The sequence below is a fragment of the Hyalangium minutum genome (assembly GCF_000737315.1).
Classification (GTDB): domain Bacteria; phylum Myxococcota; class Myxococcia; order Myxococcales; family Myxococcaceae; genus Hyalangium; species Hyalangium minutum.
In genome coordinates this window covers 72,829-92,789 of sequence record NZ_JMCB01000024.1, presented here as the reverse complement: position 1 = coordinate 92,789, position 19,961 = coordinate 72,829, and the positions used below count along the sequence as shown (strand labels likewise).

Below are 19,961 nucleotides of genomic sequence, written 5' to 3'. Positions count from 1 at the left end.
ATGGGTGCCATTCCTTCTGAGCGTCCTTCCCAGGAGTCCGAGCTCCGCACTCCGCTGCATGCCCCCTCGCTCCACGAGAGCGGGCTGAAGCACACCAGCGGCGAGGCCCTCTACGTCGATGATCTGCCCGCGCCTCAGGGCCTGCTGACCGGGCAAGTGATTGCCTCGCCCCACGCCCATGCGAGGGTGGTGCGCCGGGATGCGCGCAAGGCGCTCGCGCTCCCGGGCGTGCACGCGGTTTTCTTCGCCCAGGACATCCCTGGGGTGAACGACGTGTGCCCCGTGCGAGGCGTGCACGACGAGCCGCTGCTGGCCACGGACGAGGTGCACTGCGTAGGGCAGGCCGTGGCGTTCGTGGTGGCGGAGAGCGCGGCCCTGTGCCGGAAGGCCTCCGCGCTGGTGGAGGTGGAGTACGAGGTGCTGCCCGCGTGCCTCACCATCCGCGAGGCCATCGAGCAGAACCGGTTCATTCCCCACCCGTTCTTCCCCACCCACCACGTCATCCGCCGAGGCGAGCCGGAGGCGGCGCTCATGGCCGCGCCGGTGCGCATCCAGGGCGAGTGCATGACGGGCGCGCAGGACCACTTCTACCTGGAGACGCAGGTGTCGCTGGCGGTGCTGGAGGAGGACGGGGCGCTGCGCCTCTGGTCCTCCACGCAGCACCCGTCCGAGGTGCAGGAGAAGGTGGCGGAGGTGCTGGGGCTGGGCCGGCACCAGGTGACGGTGGAGGTGCCGCGCATGGGCGGCGGCTTCGGAGGCAAGGAGACGCAGGCGGCGGGCTTCGCGGCGCTCGCGGCGCTGGGAGCCTCCGTGACGCGGCGGCCGGTGAAGGTGTGGCTGAACCGCGACCAGGACATGGAGCAGACGGGGAAGCGCCACCCGTTCTGGGCCCGGTATGACGCGGGCTTCTCCGAGGACGGCCAGCTGCTGGCGCTCAAGGCGGAGTTGGTGTCCGACGGCGGGTGGAGCAACGACTTGTCCCACGCCATCCTGGACCGGGCACTGTTCCACATGGACAACACGTACTTCCTGCCGAACGTGGAGGTGGCGGGCCGGGTGGCGCGGACAAACCAGCCCTCCAATACAGCGTTCCGCGGCTTCGGTGGGCCGCAGGGCATGTACGTGGTGGAGGAGATCCTCAACCGCGCCGCCGAGCGGCTGGCGCTGGATCCGGCCGAGCTCCGGCGGAAGAACTACTACCGCGAGGTGCCGGAGAACCAGACGCACTACGGGCAGGCGGTAGAGGGCAACCGGATTCCGCGCATCCACGCGGAGCTGATGGCCTCCAGCGAGTACCAGCGCCGCCGGGCGGAGATCGAGCAGTTCAATGCCACCTCGAAGTGGACGAAGCGGGGCATTGGCTACCAGCCGGTGAAGTTTGGCATCTCGTTCACCACGAGCTTCCTCAACCAGGCCGGAGCGCTCGTCGTCATCTACGCGGATGGCACGGTGCAGCTGAACCACGGCGGCACGGAGATGGGGCAGGGCCTGCACACGAAGATGCGGGCGGTGTGCGCGCACGAGCTGGGCCTGCCGGTGGAGCACGTGCGGGTGATGACCACGGCGACGGACAAGGTGCCCAACACCTCGGCGACGGCGGCCTCCAGCGGCGCGGACCTGAACGGCATGGCCGTCAAGGCGGCGTGCGAGGAGCTGCGCAGCCGGCTGCGCCCGGTCGCCGCGAAGCTGCTGCAGGTGGAGGGACAGCCGGAGCGCGTGGTGTTCTCGGACGGGAAGGCCTTCGTCCCGGGGCTGGCCCAGCGTGCGCTGCTCTTCGAGGAGGTGACGCGGGCGGCGTACGCATCCCAGATTTCGCTGTCCGCGACGGGGTACTACAAGACGCCGGACATCGGGTACGACCGGATGACGGGACGGGGCAAGCCCTTCCACTATTACGCCTTCGGTGGCGCGGTGGTGGAGGTGGAGGTGTCCGGCCTCACGGGCGAGCATCGCATCCGCCGCGTGGACATCCTGCACGACGTGGGCAGCTCGCTGGTGCCGACGATCGACAAGGGCCAGGTGGAGGGCGGGTTCGTCCAGGGGGTGGGCTGGCTGACGTGCGAGGAGGTCCTCATCAACGACAAGGGGCGGCTCCTGACGCACTCGCCGGACACGTACAAGATCCCCGCACTGGGGGACACGCCCGAGGACTTCCGCGTGGACCTGCTGCAGCGGGCGCCCCAGGACAACACCATCCATGGGAGCAAGGCGGTGGGCGAGCCCCCATTCATGCTCGCCATTGGCGCGGTGACGGCGCTGCGGCACGCGATTGGGGCCTTCGGGCCGCCGCGCACCGAGGTGCAGCTCGCGTCGCCCGCGACGCCCGAGGCCATTCTCCGCGCCGTCGAGGCGGCTCGAACTGTACCGCGATGACTTCTTGAGAACGGGTCCGTCGAGCGGGCGTGTGATCGCCTAGGATGGCAGGCTCCATGCTCTCCATTCGCTCTACCGCTCTCTCCTGTATCGTCATGCTGGGCTTCGTAGCTGCTTGCGACAAGGAGCCCCCCCCCGGCCCCGGTGACACCCCGGATGCGTCTGTGCCGGAGATGTGCAACGGCGCCGGCGTCGAACTGTGTGGTGGCTCCTGCGTGAGCACCGAGAGCGACCCGAAGCACTGCGGTGGTTGCGGCATGGCCTGTGCGACCGGCGAGGCTTGTGAGCGGAGTGTCTGTGTCGCGGTCTGTCAGATCGACGGCAAGCAAGTCGCCGCCGGGACTGTGAACGCGGCGAATTCGTGCGAACAGTGCATGCCGACGACGTCCGCGACCGCATGGACGCAACGTGCTGACGGGACGGAGTGCAACCCGGGACAGGTCTGCTCGGCCGGTGTGTGCAGCCCGAAGTGCTTCATCGGCGGCGTGCTCTACGCTGCGGGTACGCCGAACCCGGCGAACTCCTGCGAGACGTGCGCTCCGGCGACGTCGACGACGCAGTGGACGGCACGTGTGAGCATTCCGCTGCTTGTCGGCGGCGACGACATCACGGCGCAAGGATGGACGACGGTCTCGCAGACGCCGAACACACTCACGTACGGCGCGGACTACGTTCGCCTCGAGACGTCGACGAACAGCGGCGCGCGGACGAGTGGGCAGCTGCTCCTCAAGCGGGAGAACGCGTTCGACGGAACGAAGCCGTTCAAGTTCCACGTGACGATGCAGGTCGAGTCGGTGAACACCCACAACCAGTTGGACAGCGGTGCGGCCATCCTGGGGAGCTTCACGTCGCCGGCCGGCAACTCCACGGATCGTTCAGAGATGATCTACCTCGACAGCGCGGCGATCGGCTGGGCGGACGACACGCAGTCCGCAGCGTTCTCGGTGAAAGACGGCGCGTATCATGTCTACGAGCTCTCGGTGGACGCAGCCAAGGTGGCGACGGTGAGCATCGACGGAGTCGCGAAGCTCACGCGGAACAACTTCACGACGAACGGCACCATCGCCATCGGTGACCAGACGAACGACCCGAACGTCGACGGAGCAGTGCGGATCAAGTCGGTCGAGCTGCTCTGTCACTAGAGGAGCGGGCGCGCCGCTGCTGCTGGGCTTGACGCTCCTCACTCTCTGTGTGCGCAGGTCCCGCGCTTCGGTCCCCTGAACTCGGGGAGCGGGGGGCTTGCCTCAGGACGGCACGGGCAGGGCGCGCAGCAGGGAGACAGCCGAGCCCGGCGGCTGGATGCGCAACAAGAGCACGCTGCCGGGCTTCGCCGAGCGCAGCGCCTCGGCTGCCTCACGCGCGGTCGAGACCTTCTGGCCGCCCACCTGGAGCAACAGGGTGCCCGCGGGCAGCTCCGCCCGCTCCGCTGGGCTGCCCGGCTCCACCTGCACCACGCGGGCGCCCTGGCCGGCGGGATCGTCCGCCAGCCTCATTCCCAGGCGCCCCTTCGCGGCCGCGCTGTTCTCCTCGCGCGTGGGCACGGCGGGCTCTCCCGGCTGCGCGGGCCGTGTGCCGAGGGTCACCTTCAGCTCCAGGGGGTTGCCCTCGCGCAGGACGTGGACGGCAACTTGGCTGTCGGGCCGCATCAGCCCCACGGCCCGCGTGAGGCTGCCCGCCGAAACAATGGGCGTGCCGTCCACCCGGGTGATGATGTCGTTGTCCTGGAGCCCTGCCTGGGCGCCGGGACCTCCGGGGTTGAGGCCGGCGATGAGGGCGCCCTTGTCGATGTCCAGGTTCAGCGCGCGAGCCAGATCCGGCGTGAGGTCCTGCGCCGCCAGGCCCAGCCAGCCTCGGCGCACGCTGCCTTCCTTCTCCAACCGGGGCAGCAGCGAGTGAATGAGGTTGCTGGGCACGGCGAACCCGATACCGGTGGCCTCCCGGACAATGGCCGTGTTCATGCCAATGACTTCGCCCTTCAGGTTGAAGAGCGGGCCGCCCGAGTTGCCCGGGTTGATGGCGGCATCCGTCTGGAGGAATTCGTCATAGGGGCCTGCGTGGATGTCGCGCGCACGGGCCGAGACGATCCCCGAGCTCACGCTGGAGGCGAGGCCGAAGGGATTGCCAATGGCGAGCACGAAGTCTCCGACGCGCATCGCATCCGAGTCCCCCAGCGCGACGAAGGGCAGGTTCTTGGGAGCGCCCTCAAGCTGCAGCACCGCCACATCCGTGAGCGGATCCCTCCCGAGCACCTGGGCGTCGAAGGCCCGCCCATCATCGAGCTTCACGCGCACCCGCTCCGCGTTCTCCACCACGTGGTTGTTGGTGAGGACGAGCCCCTGGGCGTCGATGAGGAAGCCCGAGCCCAGGCCTTGCTGCACGGGGCCTCGCGCATCACCCTCGGGCATATCGGGCATGCCGAACGGAGAGCCCCAGCCTGGAGGCAGGCGGAGGCGGCCCCGGGCGGCGACGGGCTCTCGTGCCTGCACCTCGACGTTGACGACGGCTCCTTTCACCGCTTCCACCAACGGGGCGAGTGAGCCCGCTGTGGGAACCGTGACTGCGGGAAGGGCGGGGGACTCCTGGGGTGTGGTCGCCGTCTGGGAAGGAGGAGGAGGGGAAGCAGGCGAGCCGATGGCCTGAGCACAGGCGGCTGCCAGCAACATCAACGGAAACAGCACTCCGCGCGCGGCAAAGCGAGAGGAGAAGGGAGAAGACACGGCAAGCTCCTTTCGCTCCGGGCTTCAGACCCAGAGCAGCGTTTGAGCCGTTCTGTGCATGAGTCACGCCATGTCCGGTTCCGTCGCTGGGAGCCGCCCCTCCTCCCAGCAGCCAGACACCGTCTTCCCTCGGCGCCTTCGAATCGCTCTTTTATTCCCGAGTGCGTGTTTCAGGCTGTGTCTGGGGCGAAATGCCTCTGCCTGCAGACATGGGGCATTCTTCCTCGCCTCGTCTCGCGTGGAGAGGGGCCCGCTCGGAGACGCCCACAATGTGCTGGGATTCCTGGGCTCGGTGGCTGAGGATTTCCGGATGAGGAAAGTGAGCCAGTCCCCGACATTTCCCTCCGCACGGCGTGAACCGGCGAGCGGCTACACGATGCTCGGCAAGCGGTTTGACGACCCATACGCCTGGCTGGAGCAGCTCGACGCACCGGAGGCCCAGGCGTGGATCGCGGCGCAGGAAGCCGTCACGCACTCGGTGCTGCGCGCGGTGCCGGGCCGCGAGGCGCTTCGGGCCGCGGTCGCTCGTTCCGCTCGGTATGCGCGGCTCTCGCCGCCGATTCCCGCCGGGCCTCACGGGCGCGAGTTCCTCTGGCAAGCGGATGCCAGCGACGACAAGCTCAAGTTCATGCTCCGGCGCGGCAAGGACGCGCCGCTCGAGACGGTGCTCGACCCCAATATCTGGCCGAGCGGCGAGGTCCTGGTCTTCGCAGTGCCCTCTCCCGATGGCACGCGGGTCGCGTTCGGCAAGTCCGTGGGGAGCACCCATGCCGCGGTAATCCACGTGCTCGATGTCGAGACAGGCACGCTGCTCCCCGATCGGCCTCGCGGTACGGGCCACACCTCGGTGGCATGGCGGCCTGACGGGTCCGGGTTCTTCTATGCGGCGTGTCCCGAGCCAGGCGAGGTGCCCGCGGGCGACGAGGCCTACTGGAACGCCATCTACGAGCACCGGCTCGGCTCGGGCGCGCCGGCCCGCCGGGTCTTCGGCGACGACCAGCACAAGGAGTACTGGTGCTCCGTCCAGATCAGCGAGTGCCGACGTTTCGCCGTGCTCTCCAAGTGGGACTACGTGCACGCCAACGCCGTCTACCTGCTGCGCCTGGCCGATGACGCGCTCGTGCCGGTGGCTCCTGGCATGAGGTCTCTCAATCAGGTGCAGGTGATCGGGGACTCGGTGCTCGTCCAGACCGATCTCGACGCGCCGCGTGGCCGCCTCTGCGTCGCGCCGCTGACAGCGCCGACGGAGTGGCGGACGCTCATCCCCGAGAGCGCGGACACGCTGCAGACGATCTCCGCCGTCGGCGGCCGGCTCTACGCCGTCTACTCGCATGCGGCGTCGCATCGCGTGCGCATCCACGCCGAGGATGGCACCTACCTCCGCGACCTGGCGCTGCCTGCGCTCGGCTCTGTGAATCGCAACGAAGGGGAAGGCATTGTCAGCGGTATCAGCGGTTCCTGGAGCGGCGATACGGTGTGGGTCCGCTTCATGTCGTATGTGCAGGCACCCTCGATCTACCGGTATGACTACGAGGCGGATCGCCTGGTGCCGTACCACGTTCCCGATGTCGGACTCGATCCGTCCGAGTATGTGACAGAGCAAGTCTGGTACGAGTCGCTCGACGGGACGCGGGTGTCGATGTTCATCACCCACCGGAAAGACCTGCCTCGAGACGGGCGCCAGCCCGTGCGGCTGAGTGGCTATGGGGGCTTCAACATCTCAATCGAGCCGCGCTTCTCGGCGCTCCAGGCCGCCTGGCTGAAGCTGGGCGGTGTGCTCGCCTTCGCCAATGTGCGAGGGGGCGGCGAATACGGCCGGGCCTGGCACGAGGCGGCACTCAAGATGCGTCGGCAGAACGCTTTTGATGACTACATCGCTGCGGCACGGTGGCTCGTCTCGGCGGGCTATACGACGCCCTCCAAGCTGGCCTCGCGCGGCAACAGCAACGGCGGCCTGCTCGTCGCCGTCACCGCCATGCAGGCGCCTGACGCCTTCGGAGCTGTCTTCTGCCGCGCGCCCACCCTGGACATGCTGCGCTTTCCGAGCTTCGGCTTCATGCGCTCGGCGACCGTGGAATACGGCTCGCCCGAGGACCCCGTGGAGGGCGCATATCTCGCCGGATACTCGCCCTACCACAACGTCCGAGCCGATCGCCGCTACCCTGTGATGGTCTTCGTGCCCGCGCTGAACGATCACATCGCGCCGCCGCATGATCCGCTCAAGATGGTGGCCCGGCTCCAGGCCGAGGCACCGTTGGGCGGACCCTATTTCCTGCTGCCGCTCCGTGACTCGGGACACGGCGGCGGCACCACGCTGACAGCGCTCGTGGAGCAAGACGTCGACGAACTCAGCTTCTATTGCTGGGCGCTCGATCGAGAAAAGGGGCAGGGTTTACGCTAGCTGGACGAGGGGCCGATCCTTCTCCTGCAAGGAATCGGTTTCTAAGGCGGAAGACCGCGCCACGAGCGCGCCACTCTGGGGTAGTAGGAGCGTGAGCCCGGGAACCGGTCTCCCGGATGCCTTTACCCTCTTGAGGTCTTCATGCTTCCTTATCGTCTGCGCGCAGCCGTGCTCGCCCTGGGGGTCGGCGCCTTCCTCCCACTGGTCGCCTGCGAACCCTCCGACCCGCCGACGGAGCCCACCCCGGAGCCCCGCACGGTCCGTCTGCTGCAAACCAGCGATCTGCACACCAACATCTTCCCCTGGGACTACTTCACCGGCACCGCGGACGCCTCGCGCGGACTGGCCAAGGTGGCCACGCTCGTCCAGAAGGCGCGGGCGGAGAACCCGGATTGCAACCTGCTCATCGACTCCGGAGACACCATCCAGGGCACGCCGCTGGGTACCTACTACGCCCTGGTGGACAACGCTCCCAAGCACCCCATGGCCGTGGCCATGAACGCGCTGCGCTATGACGCCATGGCGTTCGGCAACCACGAGTTCAACTACGGGCTCAACGTCCTCAACAAGTTCAAGGGCGAGGTGGACTTCCCCCTCCTCGGCGCCAACGTGCGCAAGAGCGCCGACGGCGCCGAGGCCTTCACCCCCTACCTCATCAAGGACGTGTGCGGCGTGAAGGTAGGCCTCCTCGGCCTGGTGACCCCGGGCGTGACGACGTGGGAGCGCCCAGAGAACATCCCCGGGCTGCGCTTCGATGATCCCCTGGAGACGGCTCGCACCTATGTGCCGAGGATCCGCGAGGCCGGCGCCGACATCGTCGTGGTGGCCATCCACAGCGGCCCGGACAAGCAGCCCACCGGAAGGGCGACGGATCCGGCCTCCTGGCTGGCGGACTACTCCGATCCCACGAAGTGGGCCGACCGCGGCAACCTGGAGGGCGAGAACGAGGCGGTGCAGATCGCCCAGCAGGTGCCCGGAATCGACGTGCTGCTCACCGGCCACACCCACCAGCCCATCCCCAAGATGCTGATCAAGAACACCGAGGGCAAGGACGTGCTGCTCATCCAGCCCAATCGCTGGGGCAGTCACCTCGGCCAGGTGGATCTCGCGGTCGCCTACGAGGGAGGCCACTGGAGCGTCACGGCCAAGGACTCCAAGCTGCTCGCGGTGGACGCCAGCGTCACCGAGGACGCCCAGGTGGCGCAGCTCACCCAGAGCTACCATGACAATACGAAGACGTACGTGAGCGCGAAGCTGGGCACCACCCGCGCCGCTTTCCCCGGAGGCTACGCCGCCCGCTACGTGGACAGCGCCCTGTCCGACCTCATCAACACCGTCCAGGAGGAGGCCGCCGAGCAGAGCGGCCACCCGGTGGACTTCTCGCTCGCCGCCCTGTTCACCGATGAGGGCAAGCTCCCCGCCGGAGACGTCTCCCTGCGCGATGCCTACAGCATCTACATCTACGACAACACGCTGTACGTGATGAGGATCAACGGCTCCATCCTGCGCCGCGCGCTGGAGCTCAACGCTCAGTACTTCGCTCAGTGGAACCCCAGCGCTCCGCCGGAGGCCTCCAAGCCGGAGTCTGCCAAGGTGGCGAGCGTGCAGAACTACAACTGGGACATCTACTCGAAGATCGACTACGGGTTCGATCTCACGAAGCCTGCGGGCTCGCGGCTGACGCACCTGAAGTTCAACGGGGCGGATGTCACCGATAACCAGGTGTTCCACATCGCCATCAACAACTACCGGGCCGGCGGCGGTGGCGGCTACACCATGTTCAAGGAGGGCACGGTGGAGTGGACCTCGGCCGATGGCGTGCGCGACTACATCGCCCGCTACATCCAAGCCCACCCCAGCCTGGATCCGGATGCCGTGAACACGTGCAACTTCTCGCTCACGCCGGACCCCTACGCGCACTTCTTCAAGGCCTCGCTCGGCCCGGTGAAGTGCTCGCCCTAGCCAGCGAGCACTTTCATCTCAGCGGAGCGACTTGAGGCGGGGTGCTCATAGGAAGCTGTCGAGCCACGTCAGCTGTGCATCCAGCGTCTCCGAAATCACGCGCGGCTGATTCGAGCTGGAGGGCTCCGTGTAGGGATTACCGATCTCCTTGTGCTTCCACTGGACCCAGGTCTGCTTGTACCAGCCCCAGTCGAGCCCCGTGCCTGTCGAGGGCGGCGTGCCCGAGTACGCCGAGAAGGCACGAATCCCCGTGAGTGGCGCCACCTCTTCGCCTCCGGCGATGTGGAAGATGTGGAGCCGCCCCTTGCGGGGGAACTGCGCGGACAGGTCCGTGGCCCAACCGCCGTAGGCGGTACCCCACGGGCGCACCGGGTTGTTGATCTTCGTTCCGAAGGTGCCCAACTCTCCCTGGGTGTACTTGCAGACCCCGTCGAAGGAGGACACGTAGAGATCGATCCCATCGAGGCTTGGGTTGTTGCGCAGCGCCTGAGCCATGCGCATCACCAGGCAGCCGCCGCGGGAGCTGCCTGCCAGGTAGATGGTGCGCGTCTCGGGCCGGACCTGCTCCTCGAGCCAGCGGACGAAGCCATCCAACAGTTGCTGCTTTGTGCCGCTGTCGGAGAGGTGATCGAAGTTGTTGTCGTTCACCACCGCCATCCACGTGGTGGCCGGAGGCAGCCAGCCCAGGGCGCGCAGCTTCATGGCCAGCGAGCGCCCATCGAGCGTGACGTTCGGGCAGGAGACGTCGCCGCAGGATGCATCCCAGTTGGAAGCCTGTCCCGTCAGCCCGCTGGTGTGGCCGCTGCTCGATATCTTCTGCCCGGCGGACATCACCACCAAGGCGTTGCGCACGGAGGGCACATCCACCTCCGAGATACGGACGGGGTAGAGATCACCGTCCGCTGCCCCCACGGCTCGGAATGCCTCGAAGCCCGGAGCCGACCGGTAGGTGCCGGAGGCATCCTTGTAGACGACGCGTCGCGAGGTGACGGTCTTGGAGGCGCCATCCGGATAGCTGAGGGCGAAGGACTGCACGGCCTTGGGGGCCTCCGCGCTTTGCTCGAGCTCGGGCCCGCCACAGCCCATCAGGGCTGACGTGAGGAGCCAGCTCAGCGCGGCTGGGCGCAGGGGGATCCGAGAGAAGTTCGTTCTGCCAGGCATGGGTGCCTCCGGGGGATTGAGCCGGAGGGGAGAATGCCACACCTGGCAGTCGGCGGTGACCTCGCATGAGCGAGCCCGGCGCTCAGTTGCAGTAGTACTGAGGGGCGAGCTCGAGGACGCGCTGCTCGGCGAGCGGGGAGAGCGCCCGCAGGCGGGAGAGGTAGAGAGGGGCCTTCATCCCCATGCCGATGAAGGACCAGACGTATGAGCGCTCTTGAGCTACGGAGATCTCCTTCCGCTCGGCCTCCGTGAACGTACGCCCCGCGGCCTTCTCGAAGGTCTGCAGATCCAGCTCGAGCTGGGCGTTCAAGGTGGCCCGGAGCGCCTGGAGCAGCTCGGCGTACTCGGTCATGGCCGCCTCCAGCGTCTCGGGCGCCTGAGCGAGGATCTTCTGGGCCTCCAGGAAGTCGAGGCGGGTGTGCTGCGCCTCTTCGAGCCAGTGGTGCTTGAGCATGTTGCAGAACAGCGGATCAAGCTGCTCTCGCTCATTGTTGCGGATGGTCTCCACGTAGTGCTGCTGCGTCATGAGCTCCATGTGGAGGTTGAAGATCAGCACGCTGAGGTTCGACTTCGCCATGATGGCCTTGGCCACCTGTACATGGTTGTCGAGGAGGGCGGGGGCGACCTTGAACCCGCGAGCGAACGCAGTGGTGTACCGGGCGAAGAGGTGCTGGTGCTTGAGCTCCTCCTCGGTGAAGCGCAGGAGCGCGCGCATGTGGATCGAGTTCCCGTGGAGCTCGAGGTTGGCGCGAGTCGCCGACAGCGCCACGGCATACTCCTCCAGGAACAGGAACAGGTGGGCATAGCTGTTGGAGCGGATCTGATTGAGCATCAGCTTCTCTTCCGCGCTCAGGCAGCTGATGGCTTCCGTTCCTGTCAGTGCGTCCGAGAGGATGCGCCGGCTGAAGTCGAGGACGGTGTCCTTGGGGAGCACTTCGTCGAGCTTCCACGACACGCGTTCGGAGCTTTGGATGCAGGACTGGTATTCGGAGTCGGTCTTGAGCATGGGCTGAGTGGATGATCACTGCGCTGCACCTGTCAATGCAGGTGGAATGCTCCTGGTACAGTCCTTGCTACATTGCCGATTCACGATGATCGCTCACCCCTCGCCGCTCCAGAGGGCACCTCGAATGTGGCTGCTGTGCCTCGTGTGTGTCACCGCGCCCGCGTGGGGAGCGGTTGCTGCCTGAGTTTGGAGGAGACCCCGTGACGCAAGTGCACCTGATGAGACGAACCGTAGTGCTCGGGCTGTTGCTGGCAGTGCCAGCCATGGCGAAGGGGGCGAAGGACGTCTGTGGAGACCGCCCCGACTGCATCGTGAAGGGCACCCAGCGCGTGCTCAAGGGCCACGAGGTGGTCGAGCTGTCGCTGGGACAGGGGGGGGCCGAGGACGACGAACGCTACAAGTGCGAGCAGAAGGAGTGGTGGCTGCGCAGGCCCGACAAGTCCGTGGTCAAGCTGCTCGGCACCTGCGGCGACGATCCCAACAGCGTCATGGAGGACGACGTGAGCGTGCAAAAGAATCGCTTCAGCTACACGGACGCGGGCGGCACCCGCGTGCGGGGGGCGAGCGTGGTGGAGTTGCAGCTGGTGCCCCTGACGTGGGCCAGCGGCCGACAATACAGCTACGACGTCCTGTCGCACGAGGGCCAGGAGGGGCGCTTCAACTACATCACCTTCGAGGGCCGCTCGACCAAGGAGTCTGACGGCTGCCAGGCCCTGGAGGCGCAGCTCGTTCCCAGAGTCCAGGTGCCCGCGAACTTCCTCAGCGAGGGATGGAAGCGCATGTCGCTCGGGCGCTGCTCGGTGGACGGCTCCTTCGTCCTGCTCGGGAAGGCGCAGGGGAAAGAGGACGCCCGGATCCGCGCCGTGCTCACCCACGAGAACGTGCTCCTGGTGGAAGTGATGGACGACACCTGGGCGGGGCCGGGGGAGAAGTGGCTCGCGGATGACCACGTGGAACTCTGGCTGTCCGGCTGGGCCCCGACTTCCTTCAAGCTCTGCGGTGATGAGGCGGATGAGGAAGAGCAGACCGGGCTCCGCCAGTGGGGCATCCGCATCGCTGATGGCCAGGTGTTCCCAGCGTACGGGAATCCCCAGGAGCCGCTGCCCGTCGAAGTCGTGCGCGAGGGCAAGGTCGCGCGCCTGAAGATCCAGCTCCCTGGGAAGTCGGGCGGGCTGACGGTCATCTACAGCGACAGCGATGGGGGCAAGAAGCAGGAGCTCATGGTGGGCACCAGCCCGCTCCGGTTCGGGCGCGCGGTCACGCTCTCGCCGGTTTGGCATGTCTCTCCGGCCCAGGCCACCTGCGAGGTGAAGGAGAACCAGCTTGTCCCTGTCCTTACGGAGCTGCGTCCCAAGCCCGGCGAGGCTGCCATCTCCGATTGATGTTCAAGTCGGGTCCTTCCACGCTCATCCCGCTTTGCGACGGAAGTGGAGCGCCTGCACGCCGGACTTGAACCGCTGCGTCGATAGGAGCTCGAGATGCCGCGCACTCGACAGGCCATGAAACAACGTCGGCCCGCGGCCACTGATGATGGGATGAACGACGAAGCGGTACTCGTCGATGAGCCCCAACTCCTCGAGCGCAGCCGCGAGCTTGGGCGCTCCGACGAGGACACCCCGCTCGGTCTTCGCTTTCAGCGCCGAGATCGCCTCGCGAAGGTCACCCTCCACCTTGATCGTGTTCTGCCACGGAAAGTCGCTCCGCGAGCCCGACACGACGTACTTCGCCTTCGCCTCAAGCTTCTGTGCCCACTCGCGCATCGCGCGCGGCGCCTTTTCGTCGCGTGCCACCGCGGGCCAGGCTCCCTCCATCAGCTCGTAGGTGTTGCGCCCGAAGAGCATCGCCCCGCTCTGATCCATGAGCTGCGTCCAATAGTCGTGCAGCTCGTCGTCCACGATCCCCTGGGTGTGATCGATGCACCCGTCCAAAGTCACGTTGAGACCGAAGGTGAGGAGGCTCATGGCGTGGGATTCTACAAAAAGCGCGCCCAGCGCGCAGCAGCCCGAGCCATCGACGCAATGCCCCATCCCCGGTGGGTATCGGCGCGCAGAAACTCGACACCATCGAATCGATCATCCCGCCCGGCTGCGCGAGGACGCGCAGCGCACCCGCGCGAAGCCGTGCGCCAGCACTCCGCATTCCAGCCACACCTCGCCAGGGCACACGCTACCGTTCGCCTCCCACGGGCCCCCGTGGAGCCCCTGCCTGCTTGTGGGATCGGGGCCTATGAGAGCAAGCTACAGCAGACCCGCGATGGAGGCGGCAGGTTCGATTCCCGCCGCCTCTACATCGCGCGATGGTCACCGAAAGTCCGGGGGCGCGGATGTGGGCGGAGGTTTCCGGCGCGTGTCCATGGCTGGAGCGTAGCAGCGGCCCTTGGTTAGGACCCAGCCGTTCTTCTCGCACTCCTCGGCATCCTTCGTGTTGACCTCCCCCCAGCAGCCTCCATTGAGGGGGATCTGCTTGGGTTCAGGGCAGCGGCCTTTCGCATTCGGTGTGAGCTGTCCTGGATAGGGTTCTGGAGGTGGCTCTTGGCTGATGGTCTCCCGCTGGAAGGAGCTCTGGACCGGTGGCGGCGTTTCCTTCGAAGCAGCCTCTCCGAGATGGGTGGTGCCTCCAGTGACTGGCTCCTTCATGGAGGCACTGTTGTGTGGCGCGTGCACTGCCTTCAATGCCCAGAGCGCCAGCAGGGCTCCCGCGAGCGCCCATGCGCTCCTGGCCTTCCAGTTCCTCGCCTCCACTTGAGGCTGCAAGCGTTCTGGATCGGCTTGCGGTGGTTCGGTGGGGGCAGGGGATTCGGAGCAGGGCCGGGCGTCTCTTTCTTCCTGAGCCAGACGCGCCGCCGAAGTTTCCAACGCCTCGGCGAGTTCTCTGGCGGTGCCACGCTCCTCTGGTGACACCGAGAGCATGCGGAGGATCAAATCGCTGAGCCGGGAATCCACTCTCAGGTTGAGCTCTCGCGGCGAGGGCAGAGGGTTCTCCTCCACATGCCAGGCTCCCGCGTCATCCTGCCGGAGCCTCGCGTGGAAGGGATGCTCTCCGGTGACGAGCCGATAGGCCGTCACTCCCAGCGCGTACACATCATCCGCAGGTCCGGCCACATAGTGGGCATCCTGGACGTGCTCGGAGCGGCGCTCGAATAGCCACGCTTCGGGAGCCCGGTAGGGGGGTGTCCCCGGTGGCAGCAGCTCCCACGTCAGCCTCGCGGCACAGGGGTAGTTCCCAGCGCCAAAGTCCAGCAGCACCGCCCGGCCATCTGAGTGCCGCATCAGCACGTTGTCGCCCTTGACGTCCCGGTGCACCGCACCGGCGGCATGCGTTGCCTCGAGCGCCCGTGCCAACTGCGCCAGCACCTGGCGCACCCGCAGGCTCGTGGGCTGTTGCTCGCGCGCCCACTCGTATAGCGGCGTGCCTTCCACCCATTGCATGACGATGAAGGGAAAGAACGCGCCCGACGGGTGCTGCCAGAAGCCATGGCCGAGTAGCCGGGGCGTGCTTGGGTGGTGGACGAGCGACAGCAGCCCCACCTCCCGCATGAAGCGCGGATCCCACGGGTACATGGCCATCTTGAGCGCTACGGGCTCCGCGGACTCCTGGCCAATGCGGACGGCGCGGTAGACCACCCCATAGGCGCCATGGCGGAGGCAGTCCACCAGCCGCCATGCGTGCACCCGGGTGCCCAGGGGAGGACCGAAGAGAAGACCCGTGGGGTGTGACGCGCGTTTCATGAGGAGCCTCACCGAGAAGGAGGAGACCTGACTCCTCCTCCTCGGGAGATCCTACCTCATACGTCGTCAGAAGCTTCAGCTTCTGGCGCTCGGGCCCGAGGCTCGCGGAGCGGCCAAGGCTCGGGCCTTGGCGCCAGAGGTGTTACTGGGGCTCGACGCTGCCGCTCGCCATCCCGTCAGCGCTGTTCAGCGAAGAGCCGCTGTAGAACTCCAGCGTGCTGGGCGCTTCGAACGAGAAGGGCTGCGGCTTGGGGAAGCCATCGGAGTCCACTATGCGCGCGGCGGTGCTGCTGAAGGCGGCGCATCGAACCGAAGAGGCGGTCCAGGCGCGTGCCGCCGAGGCGCGGTGCCGCGCGCGGCCAAAAGTCTCGTTTCCGCGGGGTAAAAGCACGGGCGCCAGCGCCTGGTAGGCTCCATGCCGATGAGAATCGGTACGGGGCGGCTGGCGCTCTTCCTCATTGCGTGGCTCGGCTGCTCGCGGGCTCAGGCGGACATGCCGCCTGCCAATGCCCGAGGCTGTTACAAGGACAGGAAGCAAGGCAAGCCGTGCACGACCGATCAGAGCGGCTGGCGCAGATTCCCTACGCGTTGGCGCTGGGAACCGTGCTCTCGCTGCTCGTGGTGGGGGTCAGCTGGATCCGCAACCGCCGGAAGAGACGCCCTCCCAAACCGTGAGCGCGTTGCGCGCGGCAGCCTCAGCGGGCGCTGACGGCATGGAGGAAGCGTGCATAGCCGAGCTCGGCGGCGTTCTTCGTGAGCTCGACATTGGCCCAGGCGACGACGTCACCGAACGGCCGATCCTGGAGAGGCCATCGCGTCCGCTGGGTCGAGCGCAGGTCCTCGTCCGAGAGCTTCTCGAGGGCGCCTTGCCACTGTCCCTTGAGCTGGCCGATCCACTCGCGGACGGCGTCGGCGTTGCCAGGCCATAGGACGTTCTCGCGGGAGAGTTTTCCGTCGCCGAAGGAGTGGTCGAGCACCATGGACCACCAGAAGCCGAGGTGCCACGTCAGCCACGCGATGCTCGGAGGGCCAAGGTCATATCCCTCGTGCTCCGGCCAGTCGGCGCGCCACTTCCCATCCGGTAGCTGCTGCACGTGCAGACCCCGAGTGGCCGGGCGCCACAAGCACTCCTCGGTGGAGAGCCCGTCGAGGTGGTACCGGGTGAGCTCCCACGCCGTCTCGAACTGCCGCATCAAGTAACTACGGGCTTCATCGGCCATTGGATGACCCTAGTGAATGGGAGAGAGCCTGGCTATGCCCGGAAGCGGATGATCAGCGCCAGCCCCGAGGCGCTGGTGGCCAATGCCGCCACCGCGAGCCAACCCCACTGCGCGAGCAGCAACCCACCCAACGCGGCGCCTACCGACATCCCGATGAACATGCCCACGATGAGCAGGGCGTTGAGCCGGCTCCGGGCAGCGGGATCGACGGAGTAGACGATGCTCTGGTGCGCGATCAGCGTCACCTGGAAGCCGAGGTCGAAGCCGATGGCGGTGATGGCCAGCAACACCAGGCGGGCGCTGGGAACCAGCCAGGGCCAAAAGCCCAGCAGGGCGAAGGAGACCAGCGCGAGCACCGCGCCGACGCGGGTCACGATGCGGGCACCGTGACGGTCGGCCAGGCCACCCGCCAGGGGCGCGGCAAAAGCGCCCGCGGCTCCAGCCAGGCCAAAGGCCCCGGCGGCGGTGCTCCCAAGGTGGAAGGGCTCCGCGTGCAGCAGGACCGCCAGCGTGGACCAGAACGCGCTGAAGCCGACGGACAACAGCCCTTGCGCGATCGCGGCATGGCGCACGTCGCGGTGGGCCTTCCACAGGTGGCCCACCGAGCGCAGCAGCGCCCCGTAGCTCAGGTGGCTGGTGGGCTTGAAGCGGGGGAGTGCCTTCCAGGCGGCGGCGGCGATCGCCGCGATGCCCGCAGCAGCGAACAAGAACATCGTGCGCCAGCCGAAGTGCTCCGCAGTGAAGCCGCTGATCACCCGCGAGAGCAGGATGCCCAGGAGCAGGCCGGTCATCACGGTGCCCACCACCCGGCCGCGATGGGCCTCGGGCGCGAGCGTGGCGGCGGCGGGGACGATGTCCTGCGCCAGGGTGGCGCTCAGGCCGATGGCCAGGCTGGCGAGCAGCAGCACATGGATCGAAGGCGCGGCGGCGGCGAGCAGCAGCGCCACACCCAGCACGAGGGCCTTGGCCACGATGACGCGGCGGCGGTCCAGGCGATCGCCGAGGGGGGACAGCAGCAGGATTCCGAGGGCGTAGCCGAGCTGTGTGAGCATCGGGAGCATGCCCACGGCGCGAGTGGACGCGTGCAGGTCTTCGGACAGCACGGCCAGCATCGGTTGCGTGTAGTACAGCGAGGCCACGGCCAGCCCGGCCGAGAGTGCCAGCAGCAGGACCAGCGGCAGCCCCGGTTCGCTCTGCTCGCGAGCGGGGGCGCTGAGTGCCATGGCACCCGGCAGGGGCGAGGGACGATACGTCTCGTGAATGCTTTCCATAGGAAGACTCCGGGCTCGGATTCGCTGAGGCACAGTGTTCCCTCGGGGCCTTCCTTTGAGAACTGCCATGGGCCGGACAACAGATATACGCTGTACGTATGAATCGCTCGACTTCACGCAAGCAGCCAGCGGCCGCCGCCTCCGGACTCGCGGCCGGTGTGGACCGCCTCTCGCTGCTGGAGACCTTCGTGCGCATCGTCGAAGCCGGCAGCCTGTCGGCCGCGGCGGAGCAACTGGGCTCCACGCAGCCGACAATCAGCCGGCGCCTGCAGGCGCTGGAGCGCAGCTTGGGGGCCCGGCTGCTGAACCGGTCCACGCGCGCATTGGTGCTGACGGAAGAGGGCCAGCGCTGCTTCGCGCGGGCGCGCGAGCTGCTGGAGGCGTGGCAGGCGTTCGAGTCCGACATGCACGGTGGAGGGGAGGAGCCCTCCGGCACCTTGCGCGTCGTCGCGCCGCATGCCCTGGGTCAGCAGCACTTCATCGGCGCCGTGGTGGACTACCTGCGTCGTTACCCGCGCGTGTCGGTGGAATGGATACTGAACGACGAGGTCCAGAACCTGGTGGCGCAAGGCATCGACTGTGTGATCCGGGTGGGGGAGGTGACGGACCTCGGGTTGGTGGCCGTCAAGCTGTCGGAGGTGGAGCGGATCGCGGTCGCCGCGCCTTCCCTGCTGCAGGGGAGCAGCGTCCCGAGGGAGCCAAGCGAGCTCGGCGGCCTGCCCTGGCTCGCGCTCCGCACCTTCTACCGCACGACGGTGGCCATGACGCACCTCCGTGACAAGCGCACGCAGGAGTTCTCCATCGCGCCGCGCCTGAGCACCGACAACCTGCACGCGATGAAGAACGCGGCGCTTCTCGGGCTCGGGGCGTGTGTGATTTCGGCCTGGGTGGTGAGCAGCGAGCTGGCCGAAGGCAGCCTGGTGCAGCTCGCTCCCGAGTGGCGTGCCGCACCGCTGCCGGTCTTCGTGGCCTTTCCCCAGGCGCCCATCTACCCCGCGAAGCTGCGCCGCTTCATCGAAGCGGTGCGCAAGGTAACGCAGGCCGCGGGGAGCCGTGCTTGATCACGCCGCAATGGCCTCGGTGATGCTCATCGCCGTGGGCGTGGGAAGGATGCGCGAGAGCTGGAGTCCCGCCTGAGCGAAGAGCTTGCGGAAGTCCGCCTCCGTGCGCTCGCGGCCTGGCAGCGAGGCCATCATCATGACGTCCAGCACCTTGCCGCCATGGGGCGCATTGCCCGGGGGGATGACCGTGTCGATGACGAGGACTCGCCCTCCCTGGGCCATGGCGCTGCGGCAGTTGCGCAGGATGCGGACGCAGTCCTCATCGTTCCAGTCGTGGAGAATGCGCTTCAACACGTAGACATCCGCACCCGAGGGCACGGCCTCGAAGAAGTCCCCGGTGGCGTGCTCGCAGGACTGCGACAGTCCCGCCTTGGCGATCCTCGACTCCGAGAGGACGTGGCTGTGATCGAAGAGCACGCCCCGGAGCTTGGGTGCGGATTGGAGCACCTCGACGAGGAACCCTCCGTGTCCTCCGCCGATGTCCACCACCTGGTGGAAGGGGCTGAAGTCATAGCTGCGCGCGATGGGGCCATTCTCCATGTCGGAGAGGCTGGACATGCCGCGGTGGAAGGTGGCTCCGGCGGCTGCGTCGCTCGCGAGGTAGTCGAAGAACGGCTTGCCGAAGATGCGAGCAAAGGGCGTCTCTCCCGTCCGGATGGTCTCCGCCATCTCGCCTGCCGGGGCCCAGAAGATCTTCTGGGTGAGCATCAGCACCGCGTCGCGCAGCGAGCCGGGCACCTGGGACTGCAGCAGCTCCGCGGCGGGCGTGAGGCCGAAGCGTCCTTCGGTGTCTTCGGTGAATACGCCCGCGCTGGCCAGCAGGCGGAGCGCCCGGTACAGCGAGGAGGCATCGACTTTCAGCTCCTCGGCAAGGACGGACGGGCTCTTGGGACCTTGCGCCAGTCGGTCCGCGACGCCCAGCTCGGTTACCGCAGCGAGCGCGCCCGAGAGGATGAAGCCAAAGCCGAGATCGACAATGAGTTGAGCCGGGTGGGGAGCAGTCGAGGACATGCGTGCGTTCTCACGGAGTGCAGAGGGTACGCACGCAGAGTAGTCCTATT

Annotated in this window: 15 protein-coding genes; 7 read left to right on the top strand and 8 right to left on the bottom strand. The window is 67.4% G+C overall.

What is annotated here, in order from left to right:
* A complete protein-coding gene (xdhB, locus tag DB31_RS51020) occupies positions 1 to 2,373 on the top strand; it encodes a xanthine dehydrogenase molybdopterin binding subunit (RefSeq protein WP_044198208.1) in 2,373 nt (790 codons plus the stop codon).
* Between the two features lie 56 nt (positions 2,374 to 2,429).
* Complete coding sequence (locus DB31_RS39845) at positions 2,430 to 3,515, top strand: hypothetical protein (protein WP_044198332.1); 1,086 nt, start codon at positions 2,430 to 2,432, stop codon at positions 3,513 to 3,515.
* Between the two features lie 102 nt (positions 3,516 to 3,617).
* Here DB31_RS39845 and DB31_RS39840 read toward each other — a convergent pair whose 3' ends face one another.
* Positions 3,618 to 5,036 carry a Do family serine endopeptidase gene (locus DB31_RS39840; RefSeq protein ID WP_044198330.1) on the bottom strand — a complete coding sequence of 473 codons (1,419 nt, stop codon included), beginning with the start codon at positions 5,034 to 5,036 and terminating at the stop codon, positions 3,618 to 3,620.
* 364 nt (positions 5,037 to 5,400) lie between these two features.
* On the opposite strand from DB31_RS39840, the gene DB31_RS39835 reads away from it, so the two are divergent.
* Positions 5,401 to 7,491 (top strand): prolyl oligopeptidase family serine peptidase, encoded by a 2,091-nt coding sequence (locus tag DB31_RS39835; RefSeq protein WP_044198328.1) that lies wholly within the window; start codon positions 5,401 to 5,403, stop codon positions 7,489 to 7,491.
* Between the two features lie 141 nt (positions 7,492 to 7,632).
* Positions 7,633 to 9,453 carry a bifunctional metallophosphatase/5'-nucleotidase gene (locus DB31_RS39830; RefSeq protein ID WP_044198204.1) on the top strand — a complete coding sequence of 607 codons (1,821 nt, stop codon included), beginning with the start codon at positions 7,633 to 7,635 and terminating at the stop codon, positions 9,451 to 9,453.
* A gap of 45 nt (positions 9,454 to 9,498) precedes the next feature.
* Here DB31_RS39830 and DB31_RS39825 read toward each other — a convergent pair whose 3' ends face one another.
* Both DB31_RS39825 and DB31_RS39820 read right to left on the bottom strand, forming a co-directional pair.
* Complete coding sequence (locus tag DB31_RS39825) at positions 9,499 to 10,614, bottom strand: hypothetical protein (RefSeq protein ID WP_044198202.1); 1,116 nt, start codon at positions 10,612 to 10,614, stop codon at positions 9,499 to 9,501.
* Positions 10,615 to 10,696: 82 nt separating this feature from the next.
* Entirely contained in the window at positions 10,697 to 11,620 is a 924-nt protein-coding gene (locus tag DB31_RS39820) for a hypothetical protein (protein ID WP_044198199.1), read from the bottom strand.
* Between the two features lie 218 nt (positions 11,621 to 11,838).
* Here DB31_RS39820 and DB31_RS39815 point away from each other — a divergent pair, with 218 nt between their 5' ends.
* Complete coding sequence (locus tag DB31_RS39815) at positions 11,839 to 13,002, top strand: hypothetical protein (RefSeq protein WP_157232393.1); 1,164 nt, start codon at positions 11,839 to 11,841, stop codon at positions 13,000 to 13,002.
* Between the two features lie 24 nt (positions 13,003 to 13,026).
* Here DB31_RS39815 and DB31_RS39810 read toward each other — a convergent pair whose 3' ends face one another.
* Entirely contained in the window at positions 13,027 to 13,581 is a 555-nt protein-coding gene (locus DB31_RS39810; RefSeq protein WP_044198196.1) for a dihydrofolate reductase family protein, read from the bottom strand.
* A 339-nt stretch (positions 13,582 to 13,920) separates the two neighbouring features.
* Positions 13,921 to 15,348 (bottom strand): serine/threonine protein kinase, encoded by a 1,428-nt coding sequence (locus DB31_RS39805; protein WP_044198194.1) that lies wholly within the window; start codon positions 15,346 to 15,348, stop codon positions 13,921 to 13,923.
* Between the two features lie 546 nt (positions 15,349 to 15,894).
* Between DB31_RS39805 and DB31_RS51395 the strand changes: the two genes are divergently transcribed.
* Entirely contained in the window at positions 15,895 to 16,023 is a 129-nt protein-coding gene (locus tag DB31_RS51395; protein WP_276203688.1) for a hypothetical protein, read from the top strand.
* Between the two features lie 20 nt (positions 16,024 to 16,043).
* Here DB31_RS51395 and DB31_RS39800 read toward each other — a convergent pair whose 3' ends face one another.
* Both DB31_RS39800 and DB31_RS39795 read right to left on the bottom strand, forming a co-directional pair.
* On the bottom strand, positions 16,044 to 16,568 hold the full coding sequence (locus DB31_RS39800) for a DinB family protein (RefSeq protein ID WP_044198192.1): 525 nt from the start codon (positions 16,566 to 16,568) through the stop codon (positions 16,044 to 16,046).
* Between the two features lie 32 nt (positions 16,569 to 16,600).
* Positions 16,601 to 17,839, bottom strand: a complete 1,239-nt coding sequence (locus DB31_RS39795) for an MFS transporter (RefSeq protein WP_044198190.1) — start codon at positions 17,837 to 17,839, stop codon at positions 16,601 to 16,603.
* Positions 17,840 to 17,937: 98 nt separating this feature from the next.
* Between DB31_RS39795 and DB31_RS39790 the strand changes: the two genes are divergently transcribed.
* The gene (locus tag DB31_RS39790) at positions 17,938 to 18,900 is read left to right on the top strand and encodes a LysR family transcriptional regulator (RefSeq protein ID WP_044198188.1); all 963 of its coding nucleotides are present in this window, start codon (positions 17,938 to 17,940) and stop codon (positions 18,898 to 18,900) included.
* On the opposite strand, the gene DB31_RS39785 is transcribed toward DB31_RS39790, so the two are convergent.
* A complete protein-coding gene (locus DB31_RS39785) occupies positions 18,901 to 19,911 on the bottom strand; it encodes a methyltransferase (RefSeq protein ID WP_044198186.1) in 1,011 nt (336 codons plus the stop codon). It lies immediately after the preceding gene.
* Positions 19,912 to 19,961 lie beyond the last annotated feature (50 nt).